General features: G+C 64.8%; 29 protein-coding genes and 1 pseudogene. 7 read left to right on the top strand and 23 right to left on the bottom strand.

Annotated elements, in window-relative coordinates; translation table 11 throughout:
- Positions 1–19: 19 nt before the first annotated feature.
- Positions 20–373 carry a sigma factor-like helix-turn-helix DNA-binding protein gene (locus NXY83_RS17445; protein WP_258803466.1) on the top strand — a complete coding sequence of 118 codons (354 nt, stop codon included), beginning with the start codon at positions 20–22 and terminating at the stop codon, positions 371–373.
- Between the two features lie 29 nt (positions 374–402).
- On the opposite strand, the gene NXY83_RS17440 is transcribed toward NXY83_RS17445, so the two are convergent.
- From NXY83_RS17440 to NXY83_RS17415, 6 genes are all read right to left on the bottom strand, one after another.
- On the bottom strand, positions 403–855 hold the full coding sequence (locus NXY83_RS17440) for a cupredoxin domain-containing protein (protein WP_258803465.1): 453 nt from the start codon (positions 853–855) through the stop codon (positions 403–405).
- A 61-nt stretch (positions 856–916) separates the two neighbouring features.
- Positions 917–1,540: a hypothetical protein gene (locus NXY83_RS17435; RefSeq protein ID WP_258803464.1), complete on the bottom strand. Its 624-nt coding sequence runs from the start codon at positions 1,538–1,540 to the stop codon at positions 917–919.
- A gap of 48 nt (positions 1,541–1,588) precedes the next feature.
- On the bottom strand, positions 1,589–2,296 hold the full coding sequence (locus NXY83_RS17430; RefSeq protein ID WP_258803463.1) for a class F sortase: 708 nt from the start codon (positions 2,294–2,296) through the stop codon (positions 1,589–1,591).
- Positions 2,297–2,320: 24 nt separating this feature from the next.
- Positions 2,321–3,091 carry a CHRD domain-containing protein gene (locus tag NXY83_RS17425; protein WP_258803208.1) on the bottom strand — a complete coding sequence of 257 codons (771 nt, stop codon included), beginning with the start codon at positions 3,089–3,091 and terminating at the stop codon, positions 2,321–2,323.
- 143 nt (positions 3,092–3,234) lie between these two features.
- Positions 3,235–3,693, bottom strand: coding sequence for a hypothetical protein (locus tag NXY83_RS17420; protein ID WP_258803462.1), 459 nt, complete (start codon positions 3,691–3,693; stop codon positions 3,235–3,237).
- Between the two features lie 11 nt (positions 3,694–3,704).
- The gene (locus NXY83_RS17415) at positions 3,705–4,097 is read right to left on the bottom strand and encodes a cupredoxin domain-containing protein (protein ID WP_258803461.1); all 393 of its coding nucleotides are present in this window, start codon (positions 4,095–4,097) and stop codon (positions 3,705–3,707) included.
- 165 nt (positions 4,098–4,262) lie between these two features.
- Here NXY83_RS17415 and NXY83_RS17410 point away from each other — a divergent pair.
- The 3 genes and pseudogenes from NXY83_RS17410 to NXY83_RS17400 all read left to right on the top strand — a co-directional run.
- A pseudogene (locus tag NXY83_RS17410) lies at positions 4,263–4,403 on the top strand (alcohol dehydrogenase); the annotation flags it as partial.
- Between the two features lie 411 nt (positions 4,404–4,814).
- Positions 4,815–5,330 (top strand): hypothetical protein, encoded by a 516-nt coding sequence (locus NXY83_RS17405; protein WP_309484092.1) that lies wholly within the window; start codon positions 4,815–4,817, stop codon positions 5,328–5,330.
- A gap of 49 nt (positions 5,331–5,379) precedes the next feature.
- The gene (locus NXY83_RS17400) at positions 5,380–5,559 is read left to right on the top strand and encodes a hypothetical protein (protein ID WP_258803459.1); all 180 of its coding nucleotides are present in this window, start codon (positions 5,380–5,382) and stop codon (positions 5,557–5,559) included.
- A gap of 13 nt (positions 5,560–5,572) precedes the next feature.
- Here NXY83_RS17400 and NXY83_RS17395 read toward each other — a convergent pair whose 3' ends face one another.
- The 16 genes from NXY83_RS17395 to NXY83_RS17320 form a co-directional block, all read right to left on the bottom strand.
- Entirely contained in the window at positions 5,573–6,163 is a 591-nt protein-coding gene (locus tag NXY83_RS17395) for a GNAT family N-acetyltransferase (RefSeq protein ID WP_258803457.1), read from the bottom strand.
- Positions 6,150–8,282, bottom strand: a complete 2,133-nt coding sequence (locus tag NXY83_RS17390) for a penicillin acylase family protein (protein WP_258803456.1) — start codon at positions 8,280–8,282, stop codon at positions 6,150–6,152. The genes NXY83_RS17395 and NXY83_RS17390 overlap by 14 nt, the downstream gene beginning before the upstream one ends.
- Positions 8,283–8,387: 105 nt before the next feature.
- Positions 8,388–8,552, bottom strand: a complete 165-nt coding sequence (locus NXY83_RS17385; RefSeq protein ID WP_397427508.1) for a nitronate monooxygenase — start codon at positions 8,550–8,552, stop codon at positions 8,388–8,390.
- 73 nt (positions 8,553–8,625) lie between these two features.
- The gene (locus NXY83_RS17380) at positions 8,626–9,105 is read right to left on the bottom strand and encodes a carboxymuconolactone decarboxylase family protein (protein ID WP_258803455.1); all 480 of its coding nucleotides are present in this window, start codon (positions 9,103–9,105) and stop codon (positions 8,626–8,628) included.
- 111 nt (positions 9,106–9,216) lie between these two features.
- Entirely contained in the window at positions 9,217–9,759 is a 543-nt protein-coding gene (locus NXY83_RS17375; protein ID WP_258803454.1) for a TetR/AcrR family transcriptional regulator, read from the bottom strand.
- A 186-nt stretch (positions 9,760–9,945) separates the two neighbouring features.
- Positions 9,946–10,974, bottom strand: a complete 1,029-nt coding sequence (locus NXY83_RS17370) for a LacI family DNA-binding transcriptional regulator (protein WP_258803453.1) — start codon at positions 10,972–10,974, stop codon at positions 9,946–9,948.
- Between the two features lie 91 nt (positions 10,975–11,065).
- Positions 11,066–11,911 carry a CPBP family intramembrane glutamic endopeptidase gene (locus NXY83_RS17365; protein WP_258806316.1) on the bottom strand — a complete coding sequence of 282 codons (846 nt, stop codon included), beginning with the start codon at positions 11,909–11,911 and terminating at the stop codon, positions 11,066–11,068.
- An 87-nt stretch (positions 11,912–11,998) separates the two neighbouring features.
- Entirely contained in the window at positions 11,999–12,943 is a 945-nt protein-coding gene (locus tag NXY83_RS17360) for a tetratricopeptide repeat protein (protein WP_258803452.1), read from the bottom strand.
- Positions 12,944–13,034: 91 nt separating this feature from the next.
- Positions 13,035–13,232: a hypothetical protein gene (locus tag NXY83_RS17355; protein WP_258803451.1), complete on the bottom strand. Its 198-nt coding sequence runs from the start codon at positions 13,230–13,232 to the stop codon at positions 13,035–13,037.
- A 198-nt stretch (positions 13,233–13,430) separates the two neighbouring features.
- Positions 13,431–13,613, bottom strand: a complete 183-nt coding sequence (locus tag NXY83_RS17350; protein ID WP_258803450.1) for a hypothetical protein — start codon at positions 13,611–13,613, stop codon at positions 13,431–13,433.
- 289 nt (positions 13,614–13,902) lie between these two features.
- Complete coding sequence (locus NXY83_RS17345; protein ID WP_258803449.1) at positions 13,903–14,670, bottom strand: GAF and ANTAR domain-containing protein; 768 nt, start codon at positions 14,668–14,670, stop codon at positions 13,903–13,905.
- Positions 14,667–14,918: a hypothetical protein gene (locus tag NXY83_RS17340; protein ID WP_258803448.1), complete on the bottom strand. Its 252-nt coding sequence runs from the start codon at positions 14,916–14,918 to the stop codon at positions 14,667–14,669. Before NXY83_RS17340 ends, NXY83_RS17345 begins: the two co-directional genes overlap by 4 nt.
- Before the next feature lie 2 nt (positions 14,919–14,920).
- Positions 14,921–15,649, bottom strand: a complete 729-nt coding sequence (locus tag NXY83_RS17335; RefSeq protein ID WP_258803447.1) for a GAF and ANTAR domain-containing protein — start codon at positions 15,647–15,649, stop codon at positions 14,921–14,923.
- 183 nt (positions 15,650–15,832) lie between these two features.
- Positions 15,833–16,168, bottom strand: a complete 336-nt coding sequence (locus NXY83_RS17330) for a hypothetical protein (protein ID WP_258803446.1) — start codon at positions 16,166–16,168, stop codon at positions 15,833–15,835.
- Positions 16,169–16,177: 9 nt separating this feature from the next.
- Positions 16,178–16,450 carry an ANTAR domain-containing protein gene (locus NXY83_RS17325; protein ID WP_258803445.1) on the bottom strand — a complete coding sequence of 91 codons (273 nt, stop codon included), beginning with the start codon at positions 16,448–16,450 and terminating at the stop codon, positions 16,178–16,180.
- Complete coding sequence (locus tag NXY83_RS17320; protein WP_258803444.1) at positions 16,447–16,896, bottom strand: GAF domain-containing protein; 450 nt, start codon at positions 16,894–16,896, stop codon at positions 16,447–16,449. Before NXY83_RS17320 ends, NXY83_RS17325 begins: the two co-directional genes overlap by 4 nt.
- Before the next feature lie 64 nt (positions 16,897–16,960).
- On the opposite strand from NXY83_RS17320, the gene NXY83_RS17315 reads away from it, so the two are divergent.
- The gene (locus NXY83_RS17315; protein ID WP_258803442.1) at positions 16,961–17,695 is read left to right on the top strand and encodes a GAF and ANTAR domain-containing protein; all 735 of its coding nucleotides are present in this window, start codon (positions 16,961–16,963) and stop codon (positions 17,693–17,695) included.
- A gap of 58 nt (positions 17,696–17,753) precedes the next feature.
- Here the strand turns inward: NXY83_RS17315 and NXY83_RS17310 are convergent, their stop codons facing one another.
- Complete coding sequence (locus NXY83_RS17310; RefSeq protein WP_258803441.1) at positions 17,754–18,500, bottom strand: Type 1 glutamine amidotransferase-like domain-containing protein; 747 nt, start codon at positions 18,498–18,500, stop codon at positions 17,754–17,756.
- A gap of 101 nt (positions 18,501–18,601) precedes the next feature.
- Here NXY83_RS17310 and NXY83_RS17305 point away from each other — a divergent pair, with 101 nt between their 5' ends.
- Together NXY83_RS17305 and NXY83_RS17300 are read left to right on the top strand one after the other, a co-directional pair.
- On the top strand, positions 18,602–18,934 hold the full coding sequence (locus tag NXY83_RS17305) for an ArsR/SmtB family transcription factor (protein WP_115523877.1): 333 nt from the start codon (positions 18,602–18,604) through the stop codon (positions 18,932–18,934).
- A 14-nt stretch (positions 18,935–18,948) separates the two neighbouring features.
- The gene (locus tag NXY83_RS17300) at positions 18,949–19,446 is read left to right on the top strand and encodes an SRPBCC family protein (protein ID WP_258803440.1); all 498 of its coding nucleotides are present in this window, start codon (positions 18,949–18,951) and stop codon (positions 19,444–19,446) included.
- Positions 19,447–19,463: the final 17 nt, after the last annotated feature.

Below are 19,463 nucleotides of genomic sequence, written 5' to 3'. Positions count from 1 at the left end.
GCCTCAGACCGCCCTACCCATGCTCATCTGCGAAGAGCCGGTTTCCCTTGCTTCCGCTGTTACAACTTGCCGTATTCTTTGTCATTTGCTGAAGATTTCATTGACGTTTTGGCACCACCACGAGACAACGGCGCTGGGCCAGAATTCTGTCGAAGAGCTCATACTGCACAGGATGGAGAATGAGAAAATTCTCGGCAGCTTATCCACGCTAAGTCGCGCCCAGTCCGAAGCGATCACCCTGGCATATTTGGAGGGGCAGACGTACACGGAGGTGGCCGGGATGCTGACCCTGAGTCTGCCGGCAGTCAAGTCCCGCATCCCGGACGGCTTACGCAACCTGCGCCAGTGCCTTGGCCCGGCAGGTGCCGGATAAGAGTAACCGTGACGGTTATCCCCAAGGTGTTATTTCACCGTGAGGGCGCCTTTCATGTTGCCGTGGAAGTTGCAGTGGTAGGGGTAGGTCCCGGGCTCAGTCGGGGCGGTGAACGTGGCGGTGCTGCCGCCTTTGATGGTGACATCGAAGGCGTTACCCGTATCAGCGGTGACGGTGTGGGGTTCGCTGTCTTCATTGGTGACGGTGATCTCCGCTCCGGGGCTGACAGTTTCCGCACCCTGGTATTTGAAGCCCTTGATCAGTATTTCGGCTGGGGCCGCCGCAGATGTTGAGCCCGTACCCGAAGCTGTAGGAGCAGGTTCTATGGTGGCGGGAGGAGCTGAGGGGAATTGTTCCGTCACGGTGGGGGCCGCTGTGGTGCCGGACCCGGACGTGCCAGGGTTCCCGCAGCCGGACAGGACCAGCACCACTGCTGCTGCCGCGAGTCCAAATGCGCTGCCGGTTCTGGTGTTTGCTTTCATGGCTGGACCTCTCAAGGGGACTGCGGCGGGCGGGCTGCGCTGGTGGGCGGGAGCCGGTATCTCAGGGGTGTTCGATCCAGCAGGCAAGGATGGTGGTGGAGAGCTGGTACGCCAGGGCGTTTCGGGTCACAGCGTCCGGGCCGATGGTCGCGGGAAGGCCTGAAGCGTCTACCTGGAGCACGAAGCTGTCCTTTTGGAAGACTGCTGATCCGTCGGCGGTTTCGTAGGCGGGGAAGCCGAGGTTGGCGAGGCCTTCGATGGGTGTGGCGTCCTTTGCGAGGGCCTGCATCGCATCGAAGTAGGTCAGTGCCGTGGCCTTGTTCTTGGCTTCCTTGACGGAGATGACCAGGTCCCCTTCGTCCAGGTGGTAGGTGCAGGTGAAGGTGCTGTCCGCCCAGTCGTTGATGGTGTGCGGGGCCTGCTTTAGGTCCAGGATCGCGGTGAGGCGGTCCTTGGGCTGGTCACCGCAGACCATCTTTGCGGCTTCGCTGGGACCGTCGGCATTGGGGCGCGGGGAAGAGGTGCCGCCGTCGTGATGCCCTCCGCCGTGGCCGCCGCCCTGTGACGAGGTTGGCGCGGACGACGGCGGCCCGGCCGTTCCCGGGGCTCCCACCGCAGCGGCGCAGCCGGCGAGCAGCAGGGCCGAGAGTGCCAGGGACGCCAGCAGGGGAGTGCGGTTTTTCATGGCTCTTCCGTCCTGGCCGCTGCCCTTTCAGGTTTCTGCGGCCGCTTGTCAGGCTTTGAGTGTTGCGTAGATGACGTAGTTGTCATCAAATTCCCCGGTGGCGGCGTCGTAGCCGTCGCAGGTGATGAGCCGCAGTTCGGGGCCAGCGGTGTTGCCGTAGACCTCGAGGGTGGGGAACTGGTCTTTGGGGTAGAGGGCGCCGCGGTCAACGGTGAACACGGCGGTGCTGCCGTCGGCCCTGGAAACGCTGATTTCGGCGCCGGGGGTGAGTTTGCGCAGGTCCGCAAAAACGCCGCCGCGCCCGTTTGGTGAGTTGACGTGGCCCAGCAGCACTGAGGGTCCGGGTTCCCCGGGTGTGGGGGAGCCATTGTACCAGCTGGCCGGGGCGCCGTTGCCGTCGTCCTGGGGCACCTGAAGGGAGCCGTTCTGTTCCAGTCCCAGGTGGAGCAGATCGCTGCGGACGCCGATGGCCGGGATCTCGAGGGTTACCGGTTCGGACCTGGACAGGAATGTGGACGCGGCGGGCGGCGCTGCCGGGGCCGCGGGAGTTGAAGAAGGGGGCGCAGGCGCAGCTGTTGGACTGGCTGCGGGCGAGGCAGCCGCTGCGGTTGGTGCGGCGGAAGCAGAAGGCGATGAGCCGGCGTCGGGCGTTCCTGTACTGCCGGCGCCACACCCGCCCAGGGCCAAAGCGAGCAGAAGCCCGGCCGCCGCGAAGGCACGGGGGCCTCTGCGGTGGCCGGGGTTCTTGGTTGTCACTGTAGTGATCCGTTCAGCCTGTCGTTACGCTGCTGATGTGGTGCTGCGGCGGCGGACGACGTAGGCTCCGCCGGCGAGGGCGATCAGGGCCAGGCCCGATCCGATGGCGAGGGCTCCGGTGTCGGTGCCGGTTTCGGTGGGGATACCGGTTGCTGCGCCGCCTGCGGGCATTTTCATCTGCCCGGCCGTCAAGGTCCCGCACAGGGCGGGGGAGGTGGCGGCAAGCGGAAGGCTCGGAACGATGTCGCTCTTCGCCGCCTGCGCGGCAGGGCTCAACGTGGCCGGGTCAAGGCCGTGGACAACCACTACTGCGGTGCCTGCTTCCAGGGAAGCCTTGGTCTCGGCGTTCAGTTCGAACGTCCGGTCAACGGTGTAGGCAGCGCCCTGGCCGGCGAGCTTGAGGTCCGTACCGGCTGCCGGGCTGGTGTCCCCGCTCGTGGAGAGCGTGGTGAGGATGGGGCCGTAGGCCGGGTCACCCTCGGTGGTGTTGATGACGCCGTCACCGTCCTTGTCAGCGGACGGGTCCGGGCAGGTGCCCTGCTTGCCGCCGTGGATGTGCTGGACGTGCGGGTACGGGGCGTCCATGAACGTTGCCGGCAGGCCGGAAACATTCAGGACAACGTGGGCCTGGTTGCCCGTGACGTCAACGGTGACGGTGCCAGACGCTGAGCTGCCGTTGAGCTGGCCCAGGGTGGTCTGGTAGGACTGGTCGGCGGCCATGGCCGGGGAACCGGAAAGGGCAAGGACGCCCAAAGCGAGAGTGGGAACAGCCATAAAGCGGAGTGTCTTGTTCATCGGAAAGCAGTCTCCTCATACACGCGCGTGTGATGTTGATGCCCCCAGTAGGGGACATACAGTACTTCGCACCCGCTCCGGAAAAGGATGGGTGCGGATGTGGCCGGGTTCACAATATTTCCTGCACGCCACCAGACGAAGGGTCAGGCAGCTGAGGTGCCGCGTTGCCGATTCCGGGCAACCCGCCCTGATCCAGCCCGGCTCTTGTGCAGCAGGGCGTACCCGGCCACTGCCAGGGCCCCGGCGGCCGCTTCGGCGACGGCAGTGATGACCTTGGCCGTGTACCAGACCGGTTCATACATCGAAGGCAACGGGCCGATAGCGGGAACCTGGACATACCGGTAAAGGATGACCGCGGCCAGCGATGACAACGCCACCAGAGCAGCGGCGGCGAAAGCCGTACGGGAGCCTTTGAGCAGCACGAACACGGCTGCCAGGGCAGCGGCTCCGGCCTGGACCAAAAACAAGGTGCCCTGGCCGACGCCACCGGGGGCCGCCTGCTGGTAGCCCGGGGCGAGCTGGACATGGATCACGGCGCTGACCACCAGACCCGCCGCGACACCGGCACGCAACACCCACAGGGACCGGTCATGCGCTTTCACTCCAGGGTGGTTCATTTCACGACCAGCGACCCGGTCATCTGCGGATGGAAGGTGCAGATGATCTCGTACTCACCCGGGGCATCAGGCGCCTGGACGATCGCCGTTCCGCCTCCCGGGACTTCCACATCGAACCCGCCCTCGTCCTTGGCAGTGACGGTGTGTGGGGCGCTGTCAGCGTTCGTCACCGTTACCATTGACCCCGGCTTCACCGAGCCCGGAACCTCATACTTGAAATCCTTAATGGTGATGACCGGTGCGGCGGCCTGGTCTGATCCATTCGCTGACGGGGCAGCGGAGCTGGCCGCAGGCGGGGCTGACGAGTCCCCGCCCTGAGCCGCGCACCCGGTGATGGCCACCAACGACACGGCGGTGACCAGGGTCAGACTCCGGTTGATCCTTTTCATGACAATCCCTTTCAAGGGATGTTGTCCTGCACACACCGGACGGCGCGCCCATCAGGAAACTACCCCACATGCTATTCGTCACCCCCGCTTCCACGGACGGCCGATCGACTCATGAATCTGGCCAAGAGGCTCGGGCAACCGGAAGCAGCAGCATCCGTGGAACCCAAGATGCCGGACTTCTGCACAGGGCACGGCATCGGAGCGGAGATCGAGGTGACCCTGCCGAAAATGATCAACGACGCCTACGAGCGCGTCCTGTTCCCGGACGTCCGGTACCGCTTCGTGATCGGCGTCGCCACCCTGTAACGCAGGAATAGCGGCGGCGGGCCGGTTCCCTTGTGGGACCGGCCCGCCGTGCGTGGAAGGCCGGGAGCAGTTTTGTTATCCACCGCAACGGTTCGACGGCAATCAGGACTGTCCCGGTACGGAAAGCCTTGGCGGTTCCACAATGGGAGGGTCAGGTTTTTCGTGCCCTGGGAGGGTGTGATGAGAAGACTGCGCGGACTGCTTCCCGCATTGGTTCTGGTTGGTGTTGCGGTTGCGGGGTGCGGACCCCAGGCAGCCCCGCCCTCTGCCACCTCGCCGGCAACGACGGCCCCCAGCCCTTCCGCCGCGTCGCCGGCGCCTGCCGCCCCAGGCACTACGACGGCGACCACGGCGCCTGCCCCTCCCGCCACAAAGGCGGCCTGGACAACATTTACGACGGCGGATGGAGACTTGGCCTTCGATTATCCTTCCGCCTGGAGCGTGCAGGACCCGGCAGGGGAACTGCCCGAGGGCGGCGGGGCATTTGCGGAGGTCACCAACGAGGCCGGCAGGCCGCTGGCCACGCTGAGGACCAACATGGCAACCGGGTCCATCTGCACGGAGAAGTATCCCTTCTCGGAGTTTGAGTCGCAGGAACTCCCGGCGCTGGCCCGGAACGGCGACGTGCCCCGGTACGTGTTTGAAACCCGCGGCGATGCCTCCACTCCCGGCCCCGCTGATACCCCGGCTGCGGCCTACGGCATCACCACCGTTGAAGCTCCCCCCGGTGATTCAGCCTGCCCCATCTTCCACTTCTTCACGTGGCCGCCCACTGCCGCCATGTTTGGTGCCTTCTACAGCCCGGACAACAACAGGACGCCAGGGGGCGAGTCCCTGCCGTACCTGGAACAGGCCCGGAAGTACATGGACACCACCGAGTACCAGAACATCAGGCGGATGATCACTTCGCTCCGGCCAGCCGGTTAATCCCAACAGTTTCCGCCATCCGAGTCCAAGGCCACAACGAATTACTGTCATGAACTACTACACCCCGGCGGCGCAGGAACGAGCCAAGGACGCCGCATACGACGCAGTGGAAAAAGTCCTCGACGGCATGTTTTCGCCGTTGAACCGGCACGCGCTGGACGCCCGCTGGAAGCAGGCCTGCGAGGCGATGGCGAAATATCTGGAAGCCCAGGACACCGGCGAAGAGTAGGGCGCGCCTTACCCTACCCGGCCGGCCGTGATTCGAACTTTTCCCTGCTCAGGAACACGAGCTGGGCTTCCTTCCCTGCCAGCTGCACCTTCGGACCGGCCTCGAACCCAAACCCTGTGAAGCGGGCAATAGCCTTGTTGTTCCGGGCATCCGGTTCAGCCACCACCCGGTCCTTGGCCGGATCCGACAGCAGGAACCGGACCAGGCCGGAGAGCAGGGTGGTCGTGAAGTTGGGTACCGGTTGCGTGGCCGGGGCGAGCAGCAGATGCATGCCGGTATCTTCGGCCCGTGCAGGGTAGGCATCAGCCACGGGGTCCTGCCGGGGTTCGTAGGTCTGGAAGATACCGGCCGGCTGCCCCGCCACCGTCATCAGGTACCCGTGGTGCGTGTCCAGGCTGTCCAGGAACAGGTAGATATCCCTGACTTCGTCCCGGCCCATGCCGTTCATGCCCCAGAACCGCGCGCGTTCCTCCTTCACCCAGCCGTGAACCAGGTCGGCGTCCCCGTCCGGCGCGAGGCGAAGCAGCCGCAGCTTGCCCAGGCCCGGCAGGTCTTCCTCGTATAAGGCGTCCCTGGCCTCGAATGCGGCGTCAGCGCTGTTCATGCGTCTCCTTAATGAGCTGGTCCCAGTCGGTGACGACAGGGAGAAGTTGGCCGGCGGCCCAGAGCGGCAGCTGGCTGGCGAAGTCTTTGCTGTCCGGATTGCCGGAGGAACCGAACGGCACGATCCACCGGCTCTTCGCCCGGTCTGAAAGGTCCCATACGTAGCGGGCCACCGGCCCACGGAATGATGCGTCGGTGACGCCCGGCAGGCTCTCCGTTGAGAGCACGCAGCCGGTGTCGCCGGACAGGGCGGTCGGCGGGACGGAAAGCGAAGCGGCGCCCGTTGCCGGGTAGTCAGCCACCGCATGCAGCGGCAGGACAGTATGGTGTTCGCCCCAGGTGGCGGACGACGGCGACGCTGCCGCCGCCTCGAGTGCCTTGCACACCGCTGCGGCAACATCGATGCCGAAGGCGGCACCTTTGGCAAGGATGGTTTCGAGCGCGAAACCCACCCTTGCCACGGGGTTCAGCCATGGCGTGAACAGGGGAGAGTGCCGGGCAGGGGCCGCGAGCGGTGCCAGCAGGGGAGTGCCGGCCAGTGCCAGGACCAGCTCCGAACGCCAGGACGCGAAGGTTGCGGCTTCTCCACTGCCGGCGTCCATAACTCCGTTCCAGCCCAGCAAACGCTCCCGCAGATCCCTGGCATCGGCAGACAGGTGGACGGCAGGTTCCTCCAGCTCTTGCAGCACATTACACAGCAGCGGCCACGATCCGAGCTGGGTGTCCATATGGATGCGCTGCATGTCGTCACTGTTGAGTTTGGAGTCACTGTCCAGGCCAGTGTCGCTGTTCCGCCCGGGGCCGGCTTCCTCCAAAAGCCGCCGGATCCGGCGTGCCCTGTGGGCCGGGGCGAATTCGAGTCCCGTGAGGTCTCCGCCGCCGGAATCACGGTCGTTGGCGTTCACGGCCAGCCTGTCCACGGAGGACTTTGGCAAGTCCACCCAATCTCCGGACCACTGTTGGTCCGGAGATTCCGCGGGAACGGGGCGGACGCGGTTCCCGGGATTGCGTTTGGGAACCCTCCCTGCCACCAATTGCCGGACGTCACCGCTGGAATCCGCGGCCAGCACGCAGTTGACGGGCTCCACCCAGGCTTGCAGGGCTGACTCGACGTCAGCGGCGGAGCGGCTCCGAAGGAGCGGCAGGAGGGCCTCGAAACCCAGCCGTCCCGCAGCCCGGGACGGGGTCCGCAGACTCAGCGCGCCGCCGTCGGCCCCTCCGGAAATGACTGGCCCGCGCCGGGTCTCGATGACGGTGACCGTCTCTGCGGCGGCGCCGCGCACCAGGATCTCCTCCTCATGGTTCGCAACAACCGGCTCCCACCCGTCGGGTCCCATCGCCAACAGGGCGGAGTCCTCCTGCCGCAGCTGCTCGCTGTACAGGTCCTGGTAGTCCGCCATGGCATTGGTGACGGCCCAGGCCGCTGATCCTGCATGGCCGAAGTGGGGGAGGCCGGGCACGCCGGGAAAAGCCAGCCCGACGACGTCGAACTCCGGACAGGCGAGCCGCACCTGCTGGTACACGCCGGGCAATTCCATGAGCCGGTGCGGGTCGCCGGCAACCAGGGGCGAACCCGTGGCAGTCAGGCCACCTGAAACAGCCCACGCGTTGCTGCCGGCCCAGACCGGCGCCTCAATGCTGAACAGCCCCACGGCATCCGGACCGAGAACCTGCGCCACCTGCTCCCGCCAGAGCTTGTTGGGAAAGGTGCTGAACAGGATGTGGTGGACCAAAAACACGCCCAGCGGAGTCCACGGCTCCCAGGCAGCGGGTGCCGTGGCTGTGTCCCTGAACTCCCGTGCGTCCCGGCGGCCGGAGCTCAGGGCCTGGTTAACGCCGTCCACGTAGGCGGTACACCACTGCTGCGTGGCCGGGTCAAGGTTCCCGAAGCATAAGCGGGCAGTGTCATTGATGCGGGCCTGCCGCGCGAAGCGGTCCCACAGCACGCCTTCGGGCCCCAGTTGCCCGGCCGTCCTGCCCTCCGACCGCCAGCGCTCCAATTCGATCTGCCAGGACCGGTCCGTTGCGGCGTTCTGCCCCTGCAAAAACGCCAGCTCATGTACCGAGCCTGCGCGGAGGTGCGGAATGCCCCAGGGGTCGCGGAAAGTCTCAGCGGGCATGGTCTGGGTAGGCCGGGGAGGTGGAGGGCACGGTAGGGTTCCTTCTTCTTAGGTAATCCTAAGTAAGGGTACGGGCCGGTTCCGGCTTCCCCAAAAACACGTTACCTATGGCTTGAGCAGCGCCAGGATCAGGAAGCCCGGCCCGCCCGCGTCGCTGACGGCTGCCGCAAGCTGTGGGGTGCAGGGTCCGCCGGCCATGGGAGCCTGGATGACCGGCACGGGCAGGGAGGCGATATCGAAGCTGTGGTTGCCACCGGGCGCTTTGTTCATCGGTCCGCGTTTCCAGCTGGTGCCAGGCGAACGCTACGCCGGTCTGCAGGGCGCATGCCAAGGTAGCGTAGGCTCACCGCTGCCTGCCGGGTGCCACCTTGTAGGCGCTGCTGATGGCAACGCGGTTGAAGGAATTGATGGACATGGCCACCCAGGTGAGGGCTGACACCTGTCCCGGGGTGAGGTGCTCGACGGTGGATTCGTACAGGCCGGCGTCCCCGTGGAAGTCCTTGATCCCGGCGACGTATTCGGCCAGTGCCAGGGCGGCGCGCTCCTGCCCGTCGAAGTACCTTGTTTCCCGCCATGCCGGCAGGACGGCCAGGCGTTCGGGTGTCTCACCCTTGGCCAATGAGTCAGCCGGGTGGATCCGCAGGCAGTAGGCGCAGCCGTTGATCTGGGACACCCGGATCTTGACAAGTTCGAGCAGGAGCGGGGAGATGCCCTCGGTGAGGGCCGCCTGGTCCGACGCCTGGGCCATGGCGGCGAGGGTGTTGTAAAGCTCCGGGTGCCTGGTGCCGACGTTTGTTCGCACCGGAGTTGTGGTGATGGTCATGGCTTTCGATCCTTCTGTTGAGTCTTGCAGCGCCTGGAGCGGCGCTGCTTCAACTATGGTTCGGGCCGGATACCAGGGGCGAGGAAGTGGAACGAAGTGGCACTCAACGTCTCATCCTTGTCCGGCCAGCTTCTGGAAGTAGGCGGGTGTGGCGCAGCTTCGGACTGCCAGTCCATTCAGATGGCGAAGGAAGGGGCCATCAATGGACTCCCCGCTGGCCACGAGCCGGTGGTAGATCGCTCCGTATAAGGCATCGACCACCGTTTCGAGGTCGGCGTCCTGGCGGATCTGCCCACGTTCGCGCCCCCGCCGCAGAACCGTGAGGAAGCCGTCGCGGCGGTCCCGCAGCAGCGTCTGCCGGTACAGGCCTGCGAACCCGCTGCTGCGGATGGCTTCCGAAAGCAGGTTGGCCACGGTGGAAGCCGTTTGTCCTTCGTCCAGGCACCGGGTCAGCGCCACCAGGTAGGAGTGCAGATCCCGACCAACGTCACCCGTGTCCTCGATGTGGGTCAGCAGGTTGGTTTTGTAGGTGAAGGCCTCCAGCACCAGGACCTGGCGCGAGGGCCAATGACGGTAAAGGGTGGATTTGCTGACGCCGGACGCCCGGGCAACCGCATCGATGGTGACATCGTCGTAGCTGAGGCGGTCAATCAACTCACTGACCGCCTTCAAAACCCGCAGGCGGACCTCCGACCCGCGTGAACCGGCCGGAGGACGGGCGGGATCAGCGGCCCTGCGCCGCGCAACCGGCAACTCCTGCCGCACCCCCCGGCACCGCCCGCGCTGTCTCCTGCCGCACCCATGGCACCTCCGGCGTCGTCCTTTGCCTTCACACCAATGTCAGCTGCGAACCGGCCCCGTTGATTCCCGGTACAGCAGTTCCATGGGCGGAAGCGCCAGGGGCTTCGCCCGGGACTCCCCGCCGCGCATCCGGGCTATCAGCTCGGCCATGCTCCGGGCCCCCAGTGCTTCAAGGTCCATGTGCACGGTGGACAGGGACGGGATGTGGAACTTCGATTCCGGCGTGTCGTCCCAGCCGAACACACTCACCTGGCCGGGTACGGAGATTCCGTGATCGTGCAGGGCGCGGATGACGCCGATGGCCATCTGGTCGTTCGCTACGACCACAGCGGTGACGTCCTTCGCGGCGGCCACTTCGAGTCCGGCCTCATAGCCGGACGAGGCCGACCAGTCGCCGGCCCTGATGCCCAGTGAATTCAACCCCAGTGCCGTGACGGTATCCTCATAAACTTTGCGGCGGTTATGTGCAGACGGCCAGCCCGGGGGGCCTGCCACATGGAAAAAGTTCCGATGCCCCAGGGACGCCAGGTGCTGGACGATGCTTGCCGCGGGTGATCCGTCCGCAATGCTGCCCAGGGCACGCATCTGGTTGTCATATTCACCGGCCACCACCAAAGCGGCAGTGCCGGACTGCCCGGCAGTTGCGGACCCCGGCTGGGGGACAAAGGAAAGGATTCCCGCAATGTCCTCGGCCGCCAGCAAGGTATTCAGCTGCTGGCCGCGGGCATCAGCCGTTCCCTCCATCGCCACAACGTCCACCCGGTAGCCGGCCGCATGGGCCGCAGCCGCGGCGCCGTTGAGCATCCGCGCCGGGAAGTACAAGGACGCTTCAGGAACCACGACAACCACGCGGTACAGTTCCCGGGACCGCAGCGACCGGGCAGCCAGGTTGGGGCTGTAGTTCAGTGCCAAGAGCGCCTTTTCCACCCGTTCCAGGGTGCTCGGCTTCAGCGCGCTTTTGTCCTTCAGGTAGCGGGACACGGTCTGGTGCGACACCCCGGCCAGCGCAGCGACGTCGTAAATCGTGGCGGCCTTGGGCCTGCCGCGCTCAACTGCTTCCTGCACCATCTGCTTCCTGCCTTGGTTGTGGCGGCCCCGGTAATGTTTTTGCAGCCGCGGGAGGGATCCGCTTCAGCCTAAACCCTCCTGAAGACGGGGATCAGTAAAGGAAAATGTTGATCCATTCACGGTTGTGGGCGTGGATCAGCACCAGGAACAGCACGAAATCGAACAGCAGGTGGACGCTGACGATGTAGGAGAGGGACTTGGTCACCGTGAACAGCCGCGCCTGCAGCAGGGCAAACGGGAAGATGAAGAAGGGCGCCCAGGCATGGAAACCGAGCTCCCACAGGAACGACGTGAAGAGTACGGCCTGCAGCAGGTTGGCCTGCCAGTCGGGCAGGTGCCGGCGGAGCAGGGTGAACGCGGTGCAGATGAAGAACAGCTCATCCCAGATGCCGAGCGCGTTGGTTCCCAGGAAGAGCCGGGCAATGCCGTCCACGTCGTTGACGGCCGGCCAGTTGTTATAGACGCCGGTGCGGATCATGTAGACCGGCATCAGCGCGTAGCCGATCACCAGGACGGCCGGCAGGTACCACTTCTCCGCCCGGGTCCACGGTTGTCCGGTCCTGATGGGGAAACGGATGGCGTGGTCCTTGGTGATGAAGCGCGACACGGCGTACGGCATGCCCACGGCCAGGATCATCGCCGTTCCCATCACGGCCATATGTTCGGTGCTGATGTCCGTGGTGATGGGGACCAGGCTCATGGCTGTCAAGCCCACCCCGATAAGCGCCAGGTCAATCAGCAGGCGCCTGCTGATGAAGCCTGCGAGGACAAGTGCCGCAGCCAGGAGGAGGAACCCGGAGAGCCGGTCCTGCCGCGCAAACAGCAGGAACCCCGACGCCGATACAAGGGCTGCCGGAATGACGGCCAGTGTTGTGCGGGCCGGTTTTCCTGTTTCCGCTCCGTGGAGTTCGGCTTGCGCCTGGGATTGCTGCCTCATCACGTCCCTATGCTTCAGTGGCGCTTCCGGTGGATGCCAGACAGTTTACTTACTTACCGGAAGCGAAACGAGGGAGGACCCGCTCCATCAGCCGAGCAGTGTCAGATCCAGGTCCACCGCAGGCCTGGAGCCCATCCAGGCCTCCAATATCCGGTTCAGCTCACCTTCGTGGCCGGCGAGTCCAAGCCGTGCCACGTCGGACGGTGCGGGTTCGTGATGGTGGGCGTGGTCGGGAGTGCCGTGCGAGCACTGTGAGCACATCACCCGGATACCGGACCAGTCGTCCAGGCCCAGTCCCCGCTGTTCCAAGTGGCTGGACAGCTCCCGTATGTCGTCCGGCGCGGCTCCCGTGATCCGGGCCTCCCACGTGGGCAGGCCTGAATCCTCCAGGCGCTGGAGTTGGTCGAATACGGGAACAGCTTGTGCGCCGAGCCTGCGGAACCCCTTCGGCTCGCCATCGTGCAGGACGACGTCCTTGAACCTGTGCCTGGATTCCGGGAGCGGAACGTTCGCTATGACGGCATGGGCCGGACTCCTTCGCCAGCACCAGACCACCTCGGTGGCCCCGGCTGACGGAGGCACCTGATGGGGAAGGGAAGGCTGGTCCGGATTAAGCCGGATTGGCACGACGCCGAAATCGGAATCGATGGGTCCGGACCCACCCCCGATGCCTTGGACGCCGTAGGCTTCCCACGCCCTCCTGGCCGTTGCCCAGTCACCCAGCGCTGTTGCTGCAATTCCCAGGTTCCACGCGGCCGGATTGACGCCGTCGAACTCTTCGGCGGCCTCGGGGGTAAAGAGCTCGAGTGCGCGCGCATTGCGTTCCATGCTTTGGCCCCACTCGCCCAGTGCTTTTGACAGGAGTCCGGCATGGAACCAGGCGTCGAAGGAACCCGGGGCCATCTGCAGCATCTCGGCGGCAAGGATCGCTGCCCTTTCCGCCTCTCCTGACTCATCTGCGGCTGTCCACTCGGACCACACCTCGCGGGGTCCGCGTTGCCTTTTGAACCCCGGCCACTTGCTTACCGTCACGTGTCAAGTATGCGCGTGGACGGCCTTAACGGAAGCGGACGACGGCGGGATGTTCCGCCGTCGTCCGCTTCCGTTAAGAAGGGGTTGCCGCCTAGGCGTTGGTCAGCACCCGGTCCTCGCCGCGCAGGCTGAGGGTGAACGTGTTGGGGCCGCTGCAGGTGACGGCAATCCGGCACGTGGTGGTGTTGTGGCGGGCCGAGAGATCGCTGACTGCGGAATCGAGCGTGTGGTGCAGGGCGGCCTTGTCCCAGATTTTCAGGGTCACGGAATCAGTGGCATCGAACGTCATTATTCAACTTCCATTTCTTGCGGCGTAGCGGCCCGGTATATCCGGCCGTGTCCTCGTCGATGAGGACAAGCAAAGTGGGAAAGCGCATTCCCGTAATTCAATGGTGCATGCTGCTGGGGTGGTTGGCAACCAGTTCCCGGACGATGTGACCAAGCACACCGGTGATGGCCCTGCCCGGTCCTGGCTGAAGGAGGGCTGCTACGCAGTGGCGGAGTTGAGGCTGAGCGTGAAGGTGTTCGGGCCGCTGCAGGTCACGGCGATGCTGCCCTTGGTGGTGTTGTGGCGGGTGCAAAGATCCTCAACCATCGCGTCCAGTGTGTGGTGCACGGTGGAGCGGTCCCAGATCTTAAGCGTCACGGAGTCGGCAGTTTCAAACGTCATTGTTCAGTGCTTCCTTGTTTCGGTCCGGCCGTGGAAGCCGGGGAACGGCCTGCTCGCGCACTGCGGCGTCGGCGGCCCGAGGGCACACCGGTGGGCCTCATTGCGTCACCAGGTATGGATGGGGCCGGAGGTGCTCCTGCCCTATCCATCCATGGTGCCCAAACCGAAAGAGCGCCCTCAACCAAAATGCCTATTGTTGCGAGTGAATCTCATCACATGTGAGCTGGACCCCATGTTTCACAATCCGGGTGCCGGTAAGCCCGGAGCCGGCCTTGCGGGCGCGTGGGCTTCAGGCGTCGAAATGGGCAGTAATGTGCTTTTCTCCGGAAATGGAGGCCATCACCGCCGCTGCCACCTCGCGCAGTTTTACGTTTCGGGTGCTGGAGGCCTTGGTGAGGATCTTGAAGGCGGTTTCCCGGTTGCACCTGTTCTCCGCCATGATGGCCCCCACCGCCATGTCAATCACCGTGCGGGACTGCATTGCCGTGGCCAAGTCGTTCCTGGCCTCACTGAGCTGGGCAATGCGCAGCACCAGCCGCAGCGAGCTTGCCGCCTGGCCAGTGAAGGCTTCCACCATGGCAATGTCCTCTGGGGAAAATCCGTTGCTGTGCCCGGAGTAGAGATTCAGGACTGCTTCTGCCTCGCCCGCAAGATCCAGGGGAACGGCAAGGATGGATGAAACTCCCTTCTCCGCGGCTGCCCGGACATATGGTGTCCATCGGTGTTCCTCGGCGAGATCGGGCACCATCACCGTGGTTTTGCTCCGCAGGGCGGTGAGGCAGGGGCCATCACCAAACCCGTTCTGTATTTCGTCCAGGGCGTGGGCTGTCTCATCACTGGAGGCAACCGCCTCCGGCCTCTTCCGGCGAAGGACCGTTACGCCGCTGTGGATGGCGTTGCCCGGCACGGAGATCCTGGTTGCGGCCAGCACCGCCAGTTCGGCCAGGAAATCCCCTATCGCACCGCTGTGCAGGACCATTTCCTGCAGCGTCAGGTCACTGTTGGCCAAGGGGTCCGTGGCTTGGGACCGGTCCGAAGATCTGTCGTGGTCCTTCATTGCGTATCGCCTTCCGTCATTTCCATCATCGCTGTGGTGATGAGTCCGACCTGGGCGGCCGGCAGGTCCAGGGCTTCGTTGAGGTATGCATCCAGGGATACCTCGTCGATGTCCCCGCCGATCCCGTAGTAGTACGTCCACAGCTTGACCAGCGGAAGTTCAGTCTCCCGGAATCGTTGGGCTGCTCCCCGGCGTTGTTCGGCGGCCTCATCCAGTTGTTCCGGCCCCCCGGTCCCATCCGAATTCATGCCTACCCTCCATTCAAACCGGCGGCGGAGAAGGTGCCTCCGTCCATAATTTCGTTCGCTATTTCATGAATCCTGCGGTTGCTGGACTTGGCAGCCAGTTGGAGCAGCTCCAGGGCACCGTCCCGTCCCCCTCGGTGCTGGAGCATGATGAGGGAGACAGCCCCGTCCACCACGGCACGGGATTTCAACGCATCCCGCAGGTGATCCGGATAGGCTCCCGGCGCGTGCACCCGAAGGGCCAGCCGGAGGATACGGGACAAGGACGCCGCGTGCTCTTCAATAATGCCCATGGAGTCTTGGTCGAATGCGTGTGCCTCCTGCGCATAGCAGTTCAACGCTGCCTTGGACGAGGAACCGGCAGGAATGGGGACAGCAAGCATTGATTTCACGCCTGCATCAAGGGCGACCTGCGGATACTTGCCCCACCGCTGGTCATTGGCCATGTCCTCAACCAACACGGCCCTCTGCTGCCGGGTTGCCGTAAGGCAAGGTCCGGCGCCGGCCGCATATTGTGCTTCATCCAGCCGCCGGCCCCGTTCACTGCTGCTGGCAACGGTGGACGGGGCACCGTCCCGCTCTACGGTGATGGTGCAGAGCATGGTACCCGTGCAGGCGTTCAGTAACGATGCGGAAATGGTGGCAAGGCCCAGGAGGAAGTCAGCAAATCCGGCACTTTCGAGCAGCAGGTCCTGATATCCATCGGAGGTGGTGAGTGCATCGTTCCCGGCCATGAGGCCTCGATCCCAAATTGCGCCAAGGCTATGGCCTTTGGCTTTCGGCCCTGCTCTCGGTGCAGTATGGCCCGTATATTCAACCCCTGGATCCCGTTGTCATCCCGAAATCTCCTACTTTCGACACTACGCCCCTGCAGGGGTTTCCGATACAGCAGGAGGAGCTGTGCCCGGAAGCAGGTCCTATTCGTCCCGCCCGGCGCTGCGCCCGTCAGCGCTGCCGCCACTGTGGCCGTCCCGGCTTTCGGATTCCACGCGGCCGGAGCCAAAATCGTCAGAGTATGGGGCGCGTGGCCGGGGGAGCCCATCGATCAGTTCGTTCGCCGCAAGAGCCAGCAAGTCACGCTGGACCGGCGGCAAGGAGAGAAGTCCCTGGAGGTAAGCTTCCACCTCGTACTCGCCGGCGTCTCCCGACAAGCTGAAGTACTTTAACCAGAGCTCGGATACTGGGACGTCGGCCGCCCTGATTGCGGCGCGGAGCCGTCGCCTTTGTTCCGGTTCGTTTGGATCGAAGCCCATGGGTAGCGCCTAGTTCCCGGATGCCGGCGTCCGGGCCAGGACGGATTCGCTGACGTGTTGCAGGGTGGTGCCGTTGTCCCTGGCCTGCTTCATCAGCTGTTGAAGCGCGTCCTCGTGCGGGACATGCAGGCGTTCCATCAGGACACCGCAAGCGCGGTTAACGATGTCCCTGCTGTGCAGGGATGACTGCAGTCCTTCAGTCATCTTCTGTGGGGCCTCGCTGGCCTGGATATGCGCGAGCAGGGTTGCGGCAGGCACAGCGAAGAGTTGGAGCAACTTCATGCTGGACGCGTCGTAGGAGTGGGGGCGGCGGCATAAAGTTTCAGGGCGCCGATGGCTTCCTTGCTGGCGAGCAGCGGAGCGCTGACCACTGAACGGATGGGCAACTGCCTTACGGCATGCCGCCACGCAGGCCACCGCCCGTCAACCAGGAGGTCGTCGATGAGGACTGGCTTCTCCGCGGCCCACGCCGTGAGGCATGGGCCCTCGCCATGTTCGTACTGGGCGGCGTCGGCCTGTTCCACGATTCCGTCCGTGTAGCCGCTGCTGGTGCGGCGGCCGCGGGGGTCCAGGAGGGAAACGCCCGCTCCAATGGTTCCGGGCACCGACTCCTTAGCAGCCTGGGCCAGGAGGCGCACCGCCGTTGTGACTTTTTCCTCGGTGAGCAGCAGCCCCTGGATTCGAGCAATAACGGTGCTCAGCTCGTCAAGGGGAAGGTGCTGCGACATATGCCCAAGCATATGCCACCGTCTTCCCCCGCCCCCGCTGCGGGAGCAACAGTAAGATGAGCCCATGTCGAGTTCTGCGGATAAAGAGTCGGTACTTCAGCTCCAGGAGATCCTGGTGGGCGCCGAGAACGTGGTGGAATTCCTCTCCGGGCTCTCGGGCCTGGCTGCCGCGGCAGTTTCCGAAGCCGCCAACGACCGGATCGAATGCGCAGTCACCCTGAAGCTGAGGCGCAGACCCGCTACCGCTGCCGGCAGCAGCGAACGGGCGGTGCAGCTTGACCACGTGGAGCAGGCAATCGGTGATGGGCCCTGTGTCAAGGCATTGCGTGAGATGTCAGCAGTGATGATTGACGACGTCGCCAGCGATCCCCGCTGGCCTGCGTATAACCAGGCGCTCGCCGAGCGGAATGTGCACAGCACCCTGGGCGTGCCGCTCGAGATCAGCGGCGCCGCCAGCGCCGCACTCAACTTCTTCGCCACCAAGCCCCGGGTCTTTACCGCTGATGTCTACGAGAAGGCCGTTGGATTCGCCGCCGCCGCCCACAGCACGCTCCACCTGTCCGTCCGGATCAAAACGGCCGAAAACCGGGCGGAAGACCTGGAAGCAGCGCTCGAAAGCCGGACCGCCATCAATTTGGCCTGCGGCGTGATCATGGCGCAGAACCGTTGCTCGCAGGCGGAAGCGATGGAAATCCTCACGAAGGTGTCCAGCAACCGCAACCGCAAGCTGCGCGATGTTGCCCGGGAGCTGATCGAACAGCTGACCGGCAGCGGCATCCAGACCCACTTCGACGCGTAACTGCCTTTAGGGCCGGCGCCGCAGTCAGCTCGCTGGGGCAGTCACCTGGCGCCGGAAATCAGGTGGCACCCAGGACAGTGACGGTGACGGCGGAGGAGCCTTCCGGGCCGCCGGGCAGTGTGCGGATATCCCAGCAGTTGCCTGTTCCAATCACCTGGAAGTCTGCGGAGCCGGCTGCGGGCAGGACGATGGCGGTGTTCTCGTCAATGGCCACTGCCCTCGCTGCCAGTCCCGCCGCCACAGCGCCTACCGCCCGGCTCAGTGTCCCGGTCTGCGCGGCATGGACGTCCACCGCGAACGGGGCCAGGCCCAGGCCGTCACGGATCGCGACGTCGTCCAAACCCTCGGAGCACTCCTCGCCGCACACTTCCCTCCCGTCCACCCGGTACCCGCCGATCAGTGCGCTTTCCGGGGTGATCATTGCGCCGGCGGAAAAGCCCAGGTAGGGAGCCCCGTCCGCCACCCGGCGGAGAATTGCGGCCGCTGCGCCCTTCAGGGCTTCCCAATAGGCAGGCGTCAGTCCGCCGCCCACAACCACCGCGTCGACGCCGTCGAAGACTGCAGGGTTCACCGCCTCTTCCCGGCCGAGCAGCACCGGCACTACGTCACAGGAATTACGCGCGTTCAAGGGTTCGGCATACTCCGGCAGGCGGGCCGCCGGGTTTCCGCCCCGGTCGTGGACCACCACGGCCACCCGGACCGGCCCTTCCGGCCGCACATGCCGGGAGACCTCCTCCGCGAAGCGGTCAAAGACTTCAGGAAAAGCCACATAGTCCGGCCCGGCACCAACAAGGAAAATGCTCATGGCCTTCAAGATAGCGGCGCGCCCCGCTTTTATCCGCTAACCATAAAGAGCGGGGAAAAGTCATTGACACCCGCTGGCACCCGGGGATATCGTACAACCAAATGGTTGTAGATCAGCTCCGCGAAACCGAACTTGACCGCCTCTTCCAGGCGTTCGCCGATTCCACCCGCCGGGACATTGTCCGGCGCGTGACGGTCGGCGAGTACTCGGTCTCCGGTCTCGCGGCCCTCTATGCCATGAGTTTCGCCGCAGTCCAAAAGCATGTGGCGGTGTTGGAGCGCGCCTCCCTGGTCACCAAGGAGAAACGCGGAAGGGAGCAGATTGTGCGGGGCAATCATGAAGGGCTGCAGAAAGCCCGGCGGCTGCTCGATGAGTACGAGGCGATCTGGCGGCAGCGCGTCGACCGGATCGCGGACATTCTGGCTGAAGGATAAGGAAAGGTCCTGCAATGACCGTCATCAGTTCCACCAAGAATCTTGAAGCGCTGAGCTTCACACTGATCGCAGAATTCGACGCAGACATCCAGCGGGTCTGGCAGATCTGGGAAGACCCCCGCCAGCTGGAACGCTGGTGGGGTCCGCCCACCTGGCCGGCCACCTTCGAAGAGTTCGACTTCCGGCCGGGCGGGAAGGCCAGCTACTACATGACCGGTCCTGATGGCGAAAAGGCACGTGGCTGGTGGCGCTTCAGCACGATCGAAGGCCCCAAGAGGCTCGCCTTCGACGACGGATTTGCCGATGACAACGGCGAGCCCGTGGAGGCAATGGGAACCACCCACGCCTCCGTCAACCTCGAGGGCGTCGGCGACCGCACGAGGATGACCCTCCTGTCCACCTTCGAGAGCGAAGAGCAGATGGAACAGATGGTCCAGATGGGCATGGAGGAAGGCATGAAGGAGGCCGTCGGCCAGATCGACGCAATCCTGGCCGAGCACGCCAACGCCTGACGCACGGGCCGCGGCAC

This window comes from Pseudarthrobacter sp. NS4 (assembly GCF_024758005.1).
GTDB lineage: Bacteria > Actinomycetota > Actinomycetes > Actinomycetales > Micrococcaceae > Arthrobacter.
Note: the sequence above shows the minus strand (reverse complement) of the source record. Positions and strands in the feature narration are given on the sequence as shown.